The sequence below is a fragment of the Arthrobacter castelli DSM 16402 genome, assembly GCF_000430705.1.
Lineage (GTDB): Bacteria > Actinomycetota > Actinomycetes > Actinomycetales > Micrococcaceae > Arthrobacter_C > Arthrobacter_C castelli.
Genome location: NZ_AUMN01000003.1, coordinates 112,637 through 126,755, shown reverse-complemented (window position 1 = coordinate 126,755; position 14,119 = coordinate 112,637). Strand labels below are relative to the sequence as shown.

Annotated in this window: 15 protein-coding genes; 5 read left to right on the top strand and 10 right to left on the bottom strand. The window is 63.5% G+C overall.

Annotated features, from left to right (window positions below; genetic code table 11):
* Positions 1-22 precede the first annotated feature (22 nt).
* The gene (locus H535_RS0105080; RefSeq protein ID WP_026818697.1) at positions 23-1,195 is read left to right on the top strand and encodes an acyl-CoA dehydrogenase family protein; all 1,173 of its coding nucleotides are present in this window, start codon (positions 23-25) and stop codon (positions 1,193-1,195) included.
* 346 nt (positions 1,196-1,541) lie between these two features.
* On the opposite strand, the gene H535_RS0105075 is transcribed toward H535_RS0105080, so the two are convergent.
* Genes H535_RS0105075 through H535_RS23560 form a run of 3 tightly spaced genes read right to left on the bottom strand, consistent with a single transcriptional unit; the run spans position 1,542 to position 3,050 of the window.
* Complete coding sequence (locus H535_RS0105075; protein ID WP_026818696.1) at positions 1,542-2,033, bottom strand: SRPBCC family protein; 492 nt, start codon at positions 2,031-2,033, stop codon at positions 1,542-1,544.
* Positions 2,030-2,680 (bottom strand): SRPBCC domain-containing protein, encoded by a 651-nt coding sequence (locus H535_RS0105070; RefSeq protein WP_035768407.1) that lies wholly within the window; start codon positions 2,678-2,680, stop codon positions 2,030-2,032. The genes H535_RS0105075 and H535_RS0105070 overlap by 4 nt, the downstream gene beginning before the upstream one ends.
* A 1-nt stretch (position 2,681) precedes the next feature.
* Positions 2,682-3,050, bottom strand: coding sequence for an ArsR/SmtB family transcription factor (locus H535_RS23560; protein WP_035768405.1), 369 nt, complete (start codon positions 3,048-3,050; stop codon positions 2,682-2,684).
* A gap of 628 nt (positions 3,051-3,678) precedes the next feature.
* Here H535_RS23560 and H535_RS23555 point away from each other — a divergent pair.
* Complete coding sequence (locus H535_RS23555; RefSeq protein ID WP_035768458.1) at positions 3,679-4,461, top strand: phosphatase PAP2 family protein; 783 nt, start codon at positions 3,679-3,681, stop codon at positions 4,459-4,461.
* 27 nt (positions 4,462-4,488) lie between these two features.
* Here the strand turns inward: H535_RS23555 and H535_RS0105055 are convergent, their stop codons facing one another.
* Complete coding sequence (locus H535_RS0105055) at positions 4,489-5,040, bottom strand: acyl-CoA thioesterase (RefSeq protein WP_026818694.1); 552 nt, start codon at positions 5,038-5,040, stop codon at positions 4,489-4,491.
* A 114-nt stretch (positions 5,041-5,154) separates the two neighbouring features.
* On the opposite strand from H535_RS0105055, the gene H535_RS0105050 reads away from it, so the two are divergent.
* The 3 genes from H535_RS0105050 to H535_RS0105040 all read left to right on the top strand — a co-directional run bounded on the left by H535_RS0105050 (position 5,155) and on the right by H535_RS0105040 (position 8,038).
* Complete coding sequence (locus tag H535_RS0105050) at positions 5,155-6,159, top strand: NADP-dependent oxidoreductase (protein ID WP_026818693.1); 1,005 nt, start codon at positions 5,155-5,157, stop codon at positions 6,157-6,159.
* Between the two features lie 263 nt (positions 6,160-6,422).
* Positions 6,423-6,743, top strand: coding sequence for an RraA family protein (locus H535_RS28235; protein WP_211236524.1), 321 nt, complete (start codon positions 6,423-6,425; stop codon positions 6,741-6,743).
* Positions 6,744-6,781: 38 nt separating this feature from the next.
* Positions 6,782-8,038, top strand: coding sequence for an ArgE/DapE family deacylase (locus H535_RS0105040; protein ID WP_026818691.1), 1,257 nt, complete (start codon positions 6,782-6,784; stop codon positions 8,036-8,038).
* Between the two features lie 15 nt (positions 8,039-8,053).
* Here the strand turns inward: H535_RS0105040 and H535_RS0105035 are convergent, their stop codons facing one another.
* The 6 genes from H535_RS0105035 to H535_RS23545 form a co-directional block, all read right to left on the bottom strand.
* Positions 8,054-8,893, bottom strand: coding sequence for a sugar phosphate isomerase/epimerase family protein (locus H535_RS0105035; protein WP_026818690.1), 840 nt, complete (start codon positions 8,891-8,893; stop codon positions 8,054-8,056).
* Entirely contained in the window at positions 8,890-10,104 is a 1,215-nt protein-coding gene (locus H535_RS0105030; protein WP_026818689.1) for a dihydrodipicolinate synthase family protein, read from the bottom strand. Before H535_RS0105030 ends, H535_RS0105035 begins: the two co-directional genes overlap by 4 nt.
* Positions 10,101-11,267: a Gfo/Idh/MocA family protein gene (locus tag H535_RS0105025; RefSeq protein ID WP_026818688.1), complete on the bottom strand. Its 1,167-nt coding sequence runs from the start codon at positions 11,265-11,267 to the stop codon at positions 10,101-10,103. The genes H535_RS0105030 and H535_RS0105025 overlap by 4 nt, the downstream gene beginning before the upstream one ends.
* A 77-nt stretch (positions 11,268-11,344) precedes the next feature.
* Complete coding sequence (locus tag H535_RS0105020; protein ID WP_026818687.1) at positions 11,345-12,067, bottom strand: cupin domain-containing protein; 723 nt, start codon at positions 12,065-12,067, stop codon at positions 11,345-11,347.
* Entirely contained in the window at positions 12,064-12,969 is a 906-nt protein-coding gene (locus tag H535_RS0105015; RefSeq protein ID WP_026818686.1) for a DUF6807 domain-containing protein, read from the bottom strand. Before H535_RS0105015 ends, H535_RS0105020 begins: the two co-directional genes overlap by 4 nt.
* On the bottom strand, positions 12,962-14,101 hold the full coding sequence (locus H535_RS23545) for a Gfo/Idh/MocA family protein (RefSeq protein ID WP_051298558.1): 1,140 nt from the start codon (positions 14,099-14,101) through the stop codon (positions 12,962-12,964). Before H535_RS23545 ends, H535_RS0105015 begins: the two co-directional genes overlap by 8 nt.
* Positions 14,102-14,119 lie beyond the last annotated feature (18 nt).

The window sequence follows — 14,119 nt, the reverse complement described above, 5'->3', positions numbered from 1 at the left end:
CCCCTGACCCGAAAGAATCACCATGACTGAACCCGCAGACCTGACCGGCATCGACACCCTGCTCACCGACGACGAAAAGGCAGTCCGCAGCCGGGTCCGCTCCTTCGTGGACACCGCCATCCGGCCCAACATCGCCGACTGGTATGAGAACGCCGTCTTCCCGCTGGACATCGTGCCGCAAATGGGCGAACTCGGGCTGCTCGGCATGCACCTGAACGGGTACGGCTGCCCGGGACGCACCGCCGTCGAATACGGGCTGGCCGCGATGGAACTGGAGGCCGGCGATTCCGGGCTGCGGACCTTCGTCAGTGTGCAAGGGTCGCTGGCGATGAGCGCGATCCACAAACACGGCTCCGAAGAGCAGAAGAACGACTGGCTGCCGAAAATGGCGTCCGGCGAGGCGATCGGCTGCTTTGGACTGACGGAGCCGACGGCGGGGTCCGACCCGGGGAGCATGGAAACCTTCGCCGCCCGCGACGGCGCCGGCGATGACGCCGACTGGGTGATTAACGGCCGCAAGCGGTGGATCGGTTTGGCCTCCGTGGCGCAGGTGGCGGTGATCTGGGCGATGACCGACGACGGCGTCCGCGGCTTTGTGGTGCCAACGGATACCCCGGGGTTCAAAGCCACCGCTATTGAGCAGAAGCTCTCCATGCGCGCCTCCGTCCAATGCGACATCGAACTGACCGATGTGCGGCTCCCGGCGAGCGCGATGCTGCCCAAGGCCAAGGGGCTGCGCGGGCCGTTCGAGTGCCTGAACGAGGCCCGGTACGGAATCATCTGGGGTGCCATGGGTGCCGCACGGGACAGCTACCTGAGCGCGCTCGACTACTCCAGGCAACGGTTGCAGTTCGACAAGCCGCTGTCCGGATACCAGCTGACCCAGGAAAAGCTGGTGAACATGGCCCTGGAGATCAACAAGGGGTCGCTGCTGGCAGTGCAGCTCGGCCGGCTCAAGGACGCCGGGCAGCTGCAGCCCCACCAGATTTCCGTCGGCAAGCTGAACAACTGCCGCGAAGCCATCGGGATCTGCCGCGAAGCCCGCGCCATGCTCGGCGGCAACGGGGTCACCCTGGATTATCCGCCGCTGCGCCACGCCAACAACCTGGAGAGCGTACGCACCTACGAAGGCACCGACGAGGTGCACACCCTGATCCTGGGCAACCACATCACCGGCACCCCCGCCTTCCGGTAAGCCGGTGATATTTATCCGCCAGATCGTCGACGGACTTCCCTATTTCGCGGATCCATCGAATGCATAATTATTCGCCCGGGCGCCGTCTCCCTGGGAAGTGCAAATAGCCTCGGCATCACTCCCACTGCCATACCTACTTCCAGCTGGCAACGTGTGTCACTTGAGGATCCCTCTGCGGGCCGTGAGGTACGTCGCAGAAGTAGACTGGCAGATTCAGCTCGATGGTGAGCTCCGGTTGCTCAGCCAACCACCTGCCTCGATCCCATGTCAGGGAAGCCGTTGCTCGGCCTGCAGCTCGCGGAAGCTTGACGTTAGGGCCGCCCGAACAACGTCAGCCTTGATGCCGTCAGTTCGCCTCTTGACGGACGTCCGTGCCGTGCTCGGCGAACGCCTTAAAGTCCTGCATCTGCTGTCGCGACTGCTTGCGGAAGGAGCCGGGCATCAGAAGCCCCACCAGCCGCATCAGCAACCCGTCGAACCGAAACTCGCTCTCGCTCTCCCACAACGTAGTGTCCGGACCGGCTTCGATTAGCCGGTCGCGCTGGGCCTGCCACATGCTCTCGGCGGCAATCTCGCGTTCGTAGTGCACGACGACCGAGCTGTGTACTCCGTGCAGGTCCGCGGGCTCCAGGCGCGTGATGGTCTCGGTGGCCTCCATCCGCTGCTTGCCCATCTGAAACACGACGCGCGAGGTGGTGCCGACCTGGCCGTGTGCCCCGTTCACCGGCTCGTGCAGCACTAGGCCCCGCAGCCACTTCGGCATCAGCGAGGGGTCGGCGATCAGCTGGAGCACCTCGTCGCGAGGCAGCGCGATCTCGATCGAGGTGGTGTACTTCATCGCGCGTCCCCGGTGGGCAGGTAGAACGCGGTAGTGGCCTCAATCGCGGCCGCGACGTGGTCCGGTTCGCCGCCGCCGGCCAGGTGGGCCTCGCCCCAGGCGGCGGCGCTGCGCCGACTGAACTCGTGTCCGGCGGGCGATGCCCGGAACTCCTCGTGGTCGAGAACCTCGCCGTCGCCCAGGAACTTGGCGAGGGTGAGAAGGTGCAGGTCCCAGCCAACGCCGCCGGCACCGGGGCCGTAGGTGGGAAACATGGGCTCTCCGACGGCCGCGGCGTGGACGAGCTCGAACTCGGTGTCCCCGGCCGAGCCAGGAGACAGGCGCACCTCGACCTCGCTCGTGCCTGGCCACTCGTCTGCCCCGGGCCCGAACATCCAGGACACCCGCAGCAGGCGCGGTGGCTCGCAACGGAGTATCTCGCCGTGCTCGCCGCCTTCAAGCTCGAATGTCCCGCCGAGGCGGAGGTCGCCGGTGACCGGCTTCATCCAACGGCTCAGTCGCTCGGGGCTGGTGATGGCGTCCCATACGTCGTTGACGTGCGCGTCGTAGCGACGCCTCAGCTCCATGGTGTACGCGTCGCCGGCAGGCAGGCTCGCCTTGCCCATCTTCCGGCGCGCAGCGGCCAGTTCGTCCAGTACGTCCTTCATGTCATGCTCCTTTCGCTGGCGAATCGGCCTCGCCAACACTTGGGGTGCGGGATGCACGCCTGCCGCGGGCCAGCTCAGTCCCCAGGGCATCGAGCCGCTGATCCCAGAACCCGCGAAACCGGTCCAACCACTCGTCAACCTCACTCAGCGATGTGGGGTCGACGGCGTAGAACCGGCGAGCCCCCTCAGCCCGGACCGAGGCGAACCCGTTCTCACGCAGAACGCGCAGATGCTGCGAGACAGCCGGCTGAGACAGTGTGAACTCGACCCGGATCACGTCCGTGACCGCGCCAGAGGTCTGCTCACCGTCGGCGAGCAGTTCCAGAATGCGTCGGCGCACCGGGTCGCCGAGGATGTCGAACGCGTGCACGAGGCAAAATATACCGGTCTTAACTTATATAAGCAAGTACTGGTATTTCGCCCTTGCCCCTCGGCGTCGACGCCCGTTGACACCCGGCATGCCCAGTCAATGCTGGTGTCGGACGAGACCTGCATCCGGTGCCAGGTGAAGCCGACATAGCTAAGCGAGGAAATAGCGGCCGAGTACTTCGACGCATTCAAGCCTCCGACCGCAGAAGGCACGCTGTACGTCATCCGTTAGTAGGGAGGGTCCCGTAAGACCAACCTCCACCGGACACACCCGACCCTGACCAGCACCGTTGAAGTGTCGCGACCGAGACCGTCCCAGTTACCCCGTCCGGTGATCTGTCCGGTGACGGGGCCTTATGTGACACACATGTTGGGACCCCACGAGATGTCGGTTTCGCCCACCTCGCCGTGCCGGGCCAGTCCTGTCGACAACCGAACACCCATGCGTTAACCAACGGATGTCTAATCAACATGCCGCATATTTATACAAATTCAATCGCACCATCAGAGGCCGCCCTGCTGAGGTGAAATCCGGAAATTGGCGGGGGTTTACAAAATACGCCCGCACCGGAAAGATGTGCGACGCCTGACTGACAGTGCATCCAGTTTCCGCCGGTACAGTCGTGGCCATGGGACCACGTGAAGGCGGTGACACCGGCAATCGGCGACTGCCCCGGCGGATCACGCCAATGGGGCGGTTCCTGCTCAGGTCCGCCGGAAGGCTGGCCGAATGGATCGGCCCGCGGTGGACGGTGCTGCTCATCCTCGCGGTCGGCGCCACCGTCGTCACCATGATGACGGCGGCCTCGGCCGAAATCTACGACGCCGTGTCGGAGTCCGACGACATCGCGTCCCTCGACCGGCCGGTGCTGCACGCTGCGGTCGAAATGAGGACGCCGTGGCTCAACGACGCGGTGACCGCCTTCACCAATCTGGGCGGGAAAATCATCATGCCCGTGCTGGCCGCGATCGCCACCGGCATTCTGGTCTACCTGCGCCAGTCCGTCGCCCCGCTGATCCTGATGGTGGCCGCCGCGGCAGGATCCTTGTTGATGACGATCGTGGGAAAAGACGCCATCGGCCGGATGCGCCCGCCGCTGGAGGCGGCCGTTCCACCGTTCTCCACCTCGCCCTCGTTCCCCAGCGGCCACACCTTGAACGCCACGGTGATTGCCGGCGTCGTCGCCTACATTCTGGTGCTGCACCTGCGCACCAACCGTTCCCGGATCCTCGCCATCGTGCTCGCCGGCCTGTTCGCTGTCGCCATGGGGCTCAGCCGTGTCTACCTCGGGCACCACTGGCTGACCGACGTCGCCGTCGCCTGGACGCTTGGCCTGGCGTGGCTGGCCGTGTTGATTACCGCCCACCGCCTGCTGTTCACGTTGAAAAAGCGGCGGAAGCACAGGGCCTGAACGCCTCCGACGCTGCGGGATCCGCCGTCAACCTCTGGCCCATGTGTGCGGGGCCGGTCGCCTGGTGCTGGGCAGCGAATTGTCCAGCCGCCACTGGTGGATCCATTCGGGGAGCACCAGATCCGCCGGGGGCTGGCCGAGTTCGGCGAAGATCTGCTCATTCGTCACTGGCCCGTCCGGCGAAACCAGGCGCGTGGCGATGTAGGCACGAGCGTAGATCTCGCCGTTGGCCACCATCCGTTGCTCGAAATAAATGGCACGTTCGTCGAAGCCAATGATCTTCGTCCCGATGGAGTACCGCTGGCCCAAGGTGAGGGACTTGCGAAAACTGATCGTCTCCCCCGCCACCACCGGGCTCCACCCTTGGCGCCGCATGCCGTCCCAGATTCCGCTGCGCACCATCAGGTCGAACCGGCCCAGATCCATCAACGACAGGTACATGCCGTTGTTGATGTGCATCGCGATGTCGATATCGGTCGGCAGCACCCGCAGCGGCATGGCCGAGGCATCCCAGATGCTCAATTTCGGCCGGCGCCGGGCGAGGAACAGTTGCAGCAGCGTGCGGAGGAGTAAATGCATACCCTCAATGTTACTGAACGGTAACTTAGTGTGCGAGCCGGGTGCCAGGCGGAATAGAGAAGCCTGTTCTTCGGTTGCACGCGGCGTACCCGAAGACAACAGGAAGGTCTCACCGTGGCCACCAGCACCGGCATTCAACTCACCTCCCGACCCAACGGCTGGCCGGATCCGTCCGATTTCCGAACGGTGCGCACCGAGCTGCCGGCGCTTCAAGCCGGTGAAGTACGGGTGGCCAACGAGTTCATCTCCGTCGACCCTTATATGCGGGGCCGGATGAACGACGCGAAATCCTACGTGCCGCCATTCGAACTGGGCGAGACCATGGAAGGCGGGGCAGTTGGCCGCGTCACGGAATCGACCAGCGACGAGCTCTCCGCGGGGGACCTGGTGCTGCACAGCTTCGGCTGGCGTGATGTTGCGCAGGGACCGGCCGGCAAGTTCCGGAAAGTCGAGCCGGTGGAGGGCCTTCCGTCGTCGGTCTATCTGTCGGCTTTGGGCATGACCGGGCTGACGGCCTACGCGGGGCTGACGCGCATCGCCGGCATGCAGGAGAACGACGTCGTTTTCGTCTCGGGTGCCGCAGGAGCCGTGGGAAGCACGGCCGGCCAGATGGCACGGCTACTGGGGGCCAAACAGGTGATCGGGTCGGCCGGTTCGGCTGAGAAGGTCTCATTGCTCACCGGCAAGTACGGCTTCACCGACGCGTTCAACTACAAGGACGCCCCGGTCCGCGAGCAGTTGCCGGCGGCTGCGCCGGATGGCATCGACGTCTACTTCGACAACGTCGGCGGCGACCACCTCGAAGCCGCGATCGACGTCTTCAACACCCACGGCCGTGCCGCATTGTGCGGTGCGATCTCGCAGTACAACGAAACTGAGAAGTCGCCGGGGCCGGACAATATGTTCCAGCTGGTCGGCAAGAACCTGACGCTGCGGGGCTTTATCGTGCGCTGGCACGAGGACCTGCAGCCGGAATTCGTCGAGCGCATGTCCGGCTGGCTCCGCTCCGGCGACGTGGTTTTCGAAGAGACCGTGGTGGACGGTATCGATAATTCCGTGCAGGCCTTCCTGGACATGATGGCCGGCGCCAACACCGGCAAGATGGTGGTTAAGATCTAGGGAATTCGGGATGGCCAGAATGTGCGTATGCCCAATCCCGCCTCCCCAAACGTGTGCACGACCGTATTGTGAGGCCGGGCCCATAACGGGATAGTGGTTCATGATGACTCCAACCACCCCACAGACAACGACTGCCGAATTGCTGGAGCAACTCCAGAACGTGGAACTGCCGACCCTTGGGCATTTCCTCGAGGAAGGCTTCTGCCCACCTGAAATCAAAACGGTGGTCCCTGGAACCCGGATGACCGGGGTGGCTTGGTGCGGTGACCACCGCCGCGGCGCGTTCCAGGAATTGCGCCGGGGTGCTGGTCGATGGTCCGGTGACGGACGTGCCGGAGCTTGCGGCCGGAGAACTGCCGGTATTCTCCCGGGAAAGCACCAGTCTCACGACCAAGCGCCACGCTTCCGGGCAGGCAGAATTCGGGGTTCCTGTGACCATTGGCGGCGTGCGCGTCCGGCCCGACGATATCGTGCTGGGCGATGACAATGGTGTGCTCGTGCTGGATCCCGATGTGGATCCGGGGATCATCCGCCAGGCACACGCGTCCGACGAGGCGGAACCGGAGATCCTGTACCTGGGATAAGCGCCCGCCCATCCGCGGATTTTCGAAAAGGAGCAAACGTGACAACTGCCCAGCACAGAGACCGGATCCTTGCCGCCGTCGACGCCGCCTTTGACCAGCAGATTGCCTTCACCCGGGAGCTGATTTCCTGTCCGTCGACCCGGGCCCGTGAGGCTGGCATCCAAGACCTGATGTACCGGGCGCTGGAAAGCCGCGGGCTTGAGATGGACCGGTGGGAACTCGACTCAGCCGAACTCCGAAATCACCCCGGATATGGCCCGTCCACCGTGACCTACGACGGCATGGACAACGTCGTCGGCACTTATCGTCCCGCGGCGGACCGGGGACGGTCGCTGATCCTGAACGGCCATGTCGACGTCGTTCCCACCGGACCCGAGGAAACCTGGAGCCGCGGACCGTGGGACGCCGCGGTCATCGATGGCTGGCTGTACGGGCGTGGCAGCGGTGACATGAAGGCAGGGGTGGCCGCCAACCTGTTCGCCCTGGACGCGATCCGCGCGGCCGGACTGGACCCCACCGCACCTATCCATGTGCAGTCCGTGCCGGAAGAGGAATGCACCGGAAACGGCTCATTGGCTGCCCTCCTGCGTGGCTATAGCGCCGATGCCGTGGTCATTCCCGAGCCCGAGGAAAACATGCTCGTGAGGGCCAACGTAGGTGTGCTCTGGTTCAAGGTCCGCGTTTCCGGCCGGCCCACCCATCCCCGGGAAATGGGCGAAGGCTTCAACGCCATCGACGCCGCATACACCGTGATGGGCGAGCTTCGGCAGCTGGAGGACCGCTGGAACTCGGAGAAGTCCTCACACCCATATTTCGGGGACCTGGACCATCCGATCAACTTCAATTTCGGGGGTATCCGCGGCGGCGACTGGCCGTCCAGCGTTCCCGCCTGGTGCGACATCGACGTCCGCGCCGCGATCTATCCCGGGGTCTCCGCTGACGAGGCCTGGGAGCAGGTCCAGGAATGCCTGCACGCCACCCGGCTGCCGCTGACTGCCGAGAGGACCGGCTTCTATGCAGAAGGCTATGTCCTCGAGGAAGGCTCCGACGCCGAGGAGACGTTGGCGGCAGCGCACCGTCACAGCTTCGGCTCGGATTTGCAGAGCTTCACGACGCCGGGATACCTGGACGGGCGTGTGTTTACGCTCTACGGAGGCATTCCAAGTCTGGTGTACGGTCCGGTCTCAGAAGCCATCCATGGTTTCGACGAGCGGGTGGAGCTGGAGTCGGTCCGCAAAGTCACCAAGACGATTGCCCTCTTCATTGCCGATTGGTGCGGCGTCGAGGACAGGTAGCGCCGCCGGGTCTCTCTACAGGTGTGGCAGCACCAGAGTCCGGTAACGGTCGGCGACCGTCTGCACCACCTCGGCCGGGGAACTGTCCCAAATCTGCTGGTTGAAAATTTCCACTTCGACCGGCCCGGAGTAGCCCGTCTGCGATATCCAGTTGCTGATAGTGGCGAAGTCGATGTACCCGTCGCCCATGTACCCACGTGAAAGCAGCGCGTCGGAGGCGATGGGCAGGTTCCAGTCGCAGACCTGGTACGAGGCGAGCCGGCCCTGCTCCCCTGCCGCGCGGATCTGCTGCTCCAGCTGCGGGTCCCACCAGACGTGGAACGTGTCGACGACGACGCCAACCGTCCGGCTTGGGAAGGGAGCGGCAAGGTCCAGGGCTTGTCCCAGGGTGGACAGTACCGCCCGGTCGGCCGCATACATCGGATGCAGCGCCTCAAGCACCAGCCGCACGCCGTGCTCTTGGGCCACCGGCGCCAACTCGGCGAGACGATCGGCCACCCGCCCGCGGGCGGCGGCGATATCCCGCTCGCCATCGGCCAGGCCTCCAACCACCATGATCAGTTCGCTGGTGCCCAGGGTGGCAGCCTCGATGATGGCCTGCACGTTGTCCTCGTAGGCACGCCGCTGCCCGCCGTCGTCGGCCGCCGTCAGGAAACCGCCCCGGCAGAGACTGGAAACCTGCAACCCCGCATCGGCCACCAGCTTGGCCGATTTTTCCAGCCCGGCCTCGGCGACACGGTCCCGCCACAGGCCGATATGCCCCAGCCCTGCCGCAGCAGACAGCTCGACTGCCTCGGCCAGGGTGGACTTCTTGATGGTGGCTGTATTCAGCGACAGCCTCTCAAATGCGTTCATCGAACCACTCCATGGGTAGTCAGCAGTGCGTTAAACCGGTGCGCTGCCAGTTCAGGATCTTCAATCAGCCCGGCTGCGTCCGCCAGTTCCAACGTCCGTCCGAGGTGGACAATAGACCGGCCGGAGTGCAGCCCGCCGGCCATCTGGAATCCGGGCTGCTTGCCATTGATCCAGGACAGAAACGCGATACCGGTCTTGTAATAGAACGTCGGTGCGCTGAAGATATGCAGACCGAGCTCGCGGGTGGTATCGAAGATTTCCCGGCCGCGCGACGGCTGTCCGGCGTCGTATTCCTGCAGCGCGGCGGAAGCCGCAGGATAAATTGCCGCGAAGATGCCCAGCAGCGCGTCCGAGTAATGCTCGCCGTCGCCATGGATGAGTTCAGGGTAGTTGAAGTCGTCCCCGGTATAGAGCCGCACTCCTGATGGCAGCACGGCGCGGAGCGAAACCTCGTGCGCGGCGTCCAGCAGGGACACCTTGACGCCGTCGACCTTTCCGGCGTGTGCCTCAATGACGGCACGGAAAGATTTGGTGGCGACATCGATGTCGGCACTCCCCCAGTAGCCTTCCAAAGCCGGATCGAACATCGGCCCAAGCCAGTGCAGAATCACCGGATGGTCCGCCTCGGCCAGCAAGGTCCCGTAGACGTACTGGTAGTCCTCCGGGCCTTCGGCCACTGCGGCGAGCGCGCGGGAGGCCATCAGGATGACCTTCGCCCCGGCGGTGCTGACTACTTCAATCTGCTCGCGGTACGCGTCCACGACGGCGTCGAGACCGGCCTTGCCGGATGGCAGCGAATCCAGGTCCAGATGATCTGTGCCTGCCCCGCACGCGAGCAGGTCCCGCACGGATTTACCGGCGGTGGCCGGAGCCTGGGAGGCGACGACGGCGGCCGCTTCCTTTCCGGATTGGCGGATCAGCTCATGGGTCGCGGCCCAGTCGAGCCCCATCCCCCGCTGGGCGGTGTCCATCGCATCGGCTACCCCGAGACCGTAGGACCACAACTCATGCCGATAGCCCAGCGTGGCGTCCCAGTCGAGAACCGCCGGTGCCCCGGGAACGTTATTGGCCGTCACTTCCGGCACCACGTGTGAAGCGGCATAGGTGAAGCGCGATGTCAGCGGCGCGGTTGGTTTTTCCCACCGGCCGGCGTTCTTCAGCTCATACGTCTTGAATCCGCCGTCGTCCGTTGGCAGCTGCAGCCGGCTCACAGCGTGATCCCCGGGATGTCGACGGTGCGGCGCTCGGCCGAAGACTGCAGACCAAGTTCGGCCAATTGCACGCCCCGTGCGGCGGAAAGAAGCCCGAAGCGGTGCGGACGCTCGTTGATGACGTCGTGCAGGAATTCCTCCCATTGCAGCTTGAACCCGTTGTCCAGCTCCGCATTGGCGGGCACCTCCAACCACTGGTCGCGGAACGACTCGGTCACCGGCAAGTCAGGATTCCACACGGGCTTGGGCGTATGGGCGCGTTGCTGCGCTACACACTTCTGCAGACCGGCCACGGCCGAGCCGTGTGTGCCGTCGACCTGGAACTCCACCAGTTCATCCCGGAAGACGCGCACCGCCCACGACGAATTGATCTGCCCGACAACCTCATCCCCTTCCGGGGTTTCCAAGTCGAAAATTCCGTAGGATGCATCGTCTGCGGTGGCTTCGTAGCGGTCGCCGCGCTCATCCCAACGTTCGGGGATATGGGTCACGGCGCGGGCATTTACGCTCTTGACGGAGCCGACGATGCCCTCCAGGACATAATTCCAGTGGCAGAACATGTCGGTCGTCATACCGCCGCCGTCTTCCTTGCGGTAATTCCAGGAAGGACGCTGCGCGGCTTGATGCTCCCCTTCGAACACCCAGTATCCGAATTCGCCACGGAGGGACAGGATGCGGCCGAAGAACCCTTCGTCAACCAGGCGCCGCAGCTTCACTAACCCGGGCAGGTACAGCTTGTCGTGTACGACGCCGGCCGTGATGCCAGCTTCGTCGGCCAGCTTCGCCAGCTCCACAGCCTCCGGCAGCGTCTCGGCCGTCGGCTTCTCGGTGAAGATACTCTTGCCCGCGGCTATTGCCTGTTTGAGCGTCGCAGGACGCAGTGACGTCATCGATGCGTCAAAGACAATGTCCACTGTGGGATCTGCAATAGTGCCCTCCAGATCCGTAGTCCAACTGTCCACCTTGTGCTTCTCAGCCAGGTCCCTGAGTTTCGCTTCATTCCGGCCAATCAGGATCGGCTCCACCTGAACCTTCTGCCCGTCGGGCAAGGTCAATCCACCGGCATCCCGGATGGGCAGGATGGATCTAAGCAGGTGCTGCCTGTATCCCATGCGGCCGGTAATACCGTTCATCGCAATGCGAAGGGTCTGTTCGTGAGTCATTAGTTCTCCTACTCGAAGGGAAAGCGCTTTCCAGTTTACGGTCACAACGTTTAAGGATCAACCCAGAATCGGCGGCGTTACGGCACACGCTGCCAAGTCTGCAGACGTCCGCACATACCGAACAGCCGTGACCCAGGCCGTTGCTCTGTCCTGGCCACTTCCCCGCCCGCAAGATGGTGATAGTTGCCGTCGGCCAGGGCCTTCAGCTGATGACGGGTCCGTTCGGTTTCAGCGGCAACGGTGTCATGCCATATCTCGTGCCAACGGGCAATCCGCGGTTGAACCAGCGCGGCGGCGAGTTGGTGGAATTCGCCCAGGGCAGCGACACCGTCCTGTTCCACGGCGGCCAGAAGTTGCTCGTAGCCGTCCATAGCGAGATCGCGGCGCGCCCTGGCGGCATCCGCCCGCTCATGATCCGCAGCCTCATTGGGGAGTGCGGCCGCCTTCGCGTAGGCATCAGGATCCCGGAGAGTTTCTATCGGAAAGGTCATCACTGCGTCTCCAGCTTCAGGCAGTCCGGCGTTTTGCATCACGACGACTATTTCCAGGCCGCCGGTGTTGACAAGACGATGAATGGTGCCCGGACTGAACCAGAGCACGCTGCCGGCGTTGAGCGCCTCGACTTGGAAACCGCCCGAACTGATCGTATGGGCTTCCCCGCTGCCGGCGACAACAACGTATGCCTCGGTGGAAACACAGTGCATGTGCGGGGAACCACCGTGCAGCCCGTCAGGAGCCTCCCAATCGTACACCTGCAGATTGCTGACGGCCGTACCGCCTGGAAATAGTGGTTGATTCATGGCGTAAACTCCATTGCAAGTCGAGTCAGGTCGCTGTCGTCGCAGTAACTGTCAATAAACACGTAACGGTGACGCAACTGCAGCGTGTCGTGATGGGACAGCACGACCTCTTCATCAAATGAGGGTGAGGGGCTGATGGCGGCAAATGGTTCATTCCGCACGAACCATTTGATCGGCGCCTGCGCGCTCGAACTACCAGCGTAGACCAGCACTGTTCCGCCGCCGTCGAAGTCGTCATGCTCGCCTGAGAGAGCAAGCCAGTCGGCCTTGGAACCCATAAACCCTCCATCCGCGGGAGATGCCGACGAACGCACACGGCCGCCCGTCCACGCCCTGGGTCCGCGCCAGAAGAACCCGGCATATCCGGCAGCCTCCCGTCCATGGGTCGTGGGGCTGCCTAGCTCGATCTCTTTCCCACTCACATTCTGAAGCGTTGAGGAGAAGTCGAGCGCCCAGATTCCCCGTCCAGAATCGACACTATTGAACGAATGTGTTCTGGTCTCGTCCATCCATTGGTCTCCCGATGGACTCACCCATTGCAGCCGCTCGGCGAAGGAAACCTCCGGTCCGGTGTCAGTGACGGAAGTGAACGTTTCGTGCCTGATGCTGCCCAGATTGTCGCGCCATTGGTAACCACCGTCTCGGGAGTAGGTAGGCCCGCCCCAGAAGTTAGCGTCGGAAACGTGGGACCACGTCATCTGCAGACCCTTGTGCCAGCGGTGATCCCACGGTCGATGCACGCTCAATGGAGCGCCCCGCAATGTTCTCAAGGGATGAAGGAAGGGTTTCGGCGCCTCCGCCGTTGGCGCCGTGGGCTCGAAGACATACCGCGCTATGTCCACACCGGCGGTCTTGACTATTAATGAATCATCAGTTCGACGCAGGCTAAGGGACTCAGGCATGTAGCGCTCCTTCCACGCTTGCGTACTCAAAAGGTGCATCGGGTGTCATCGTGCCGCCTTTCATCGAACGGTAGAAGGGATCGATGCGGTTTATATCGGTGCGCTTGACTGTCCGGCGGGTGATGGCGGACTTGTACATCCCGGCGATCAACTCCAGCACCCGGCGTCCGTCCCGGCCACTTGCCAGAGGGCGTTCGCCACGTTCCATAGAATCCAACAGCGAGCTCAGTTGCGCCCGATGGGAGCTGGCCAAATCTTGCTCCGGTTGCCAGGCAGGGGACTGGTCTGGATCGAGACGGTGCGGTGCGGCCGTCCATTTCCAGCAGGAGTTATCGTAGCCATAGAGATGCTCGAGTTCGACAGTTGCATCGTCAAAGTCGAACCGAAGGTAGCTTGTCTCCCGGGGTGAGAGCAGGCTGTTGGTAACAGAGACCACGGCGCCCGATTCAAACCGGACAATCGCGCATGACACATCCTCGGTTTCCACGTCCCGCGCCGCCGTCGACATCTCCGCTGTAACCTCGCGCCAATCACCGAGCACAGACACCAGCAGATCCATCTGATGGATCCCATGCCCCATAGTCGGGCCGCCGCCTTCGGTGTCCCAACGCCCACGCCACGGGACCTCAAAATATTTCCCGTCGCGATACCAGAGGGTGTTGCAAATACCTATCAACGGCCGACCAAGAGTTCCCTCGGTCACATGCCTGCGTAGCCGTTGCGCCCCGGAGCCAAAACGTTGCTGGAACACATAACAGGCATATGGCCCGTCCGCCCGCTCGTGGGAGGACATCTCATCGTATTCCGCTAACGACAGTGCCGGGGGCTTCTCGCACCAGACCCAGGCCCCGGCATCCAGGCTGGCGACTACCGCGTCCCTGTGGGCTACCGGCGGAGTACACACCACTACCATATCCGGGGCCTCAGCTTGGAGCATCTGATACAGATCCGTATAGCGACCCGGAACGCCGAACTGCTCGGCCGCCGCTGAAAGCAACTCTGTGTTGATATCGACAAGCGCCACAACTTCGACCCGATCGCCCTCGGCTCTCAGCGCCGGCAGATGGTTTCCACGGGCTATGCCACCCGCGCCCACAACGGCGGCGCGAAATGGTTGTTTGACTTCGGACATGCATTCTCCTTTGGCGTA

Coding starts and splice junctions, on each gene's coding strand:
- H535_RS0105080 (WP_026818697.1), top strand. CDS start 23: ATGACTGAACCCGCAGACCTGACCGGCATCGACACCCTGCTCACCGAC.
- H535_RS0105075 (WP_026818696.1), bottom strand. CDS start 2,033: ATGAAGTACACCACCTCGATCGAGATCGCGCTGCCTCGCGACGAGGTG.
- H535_RS0105070 (WP_035768407.1), bottom strand. CDS start 2,680: ATGAAGGACGTACTGGACGAACTGGCCGCTGCGCGCCGGAAGATGGGC.
- H535_RS23555 (WP_035768458.1), top strand. CDS start 3,679: ATGGGACCACGTGAAGGCGGTGACACCGGCAATCGGCGACTGCCCCGG.
- H535_RS0105055 (WP_026818694.1), bottom strand. CDS start 5,040: ATGCATTTACTCCTCCGCACGCTGCTGCAACTGTTCCTCGCCCGGCGC.
- H535_RS0105035 (WP_026818690.1), bottom strand. CDS start 8,893: ATGAACGCATTTGAGAGGCTGTCGCTGAATACAGCCACCATCAAGAAG.
- H535_RS0105025 (WP_026818688.1), bottom strand. CDS start 11,267: ATGACTCACGAACAGACCCTTCGCATTGCGATGAACGGTATTACCGGC.
- H535_RS0105020 (WP_026818687.1), bottom strand. CDS start 12,067: ATGAATCAACCACTATTTCCAGGCGGTACGGCCGTCAGCAATCTGCAG.
- H535_RS0105015 (WP_026818686.1), bottom strand. CDS start 12,969: ATGCCTGAGTCCCTTAGCCTGCGTCGAACTGATGATTCATTAATAGTC.
- H535_RS23545 (WP_051298558.1), bottom strand. CDS start 14,101: ATGTCCGAAGTCAAACAACCATTTCGCGCCGCCGTTGTGGGCGCGGGT.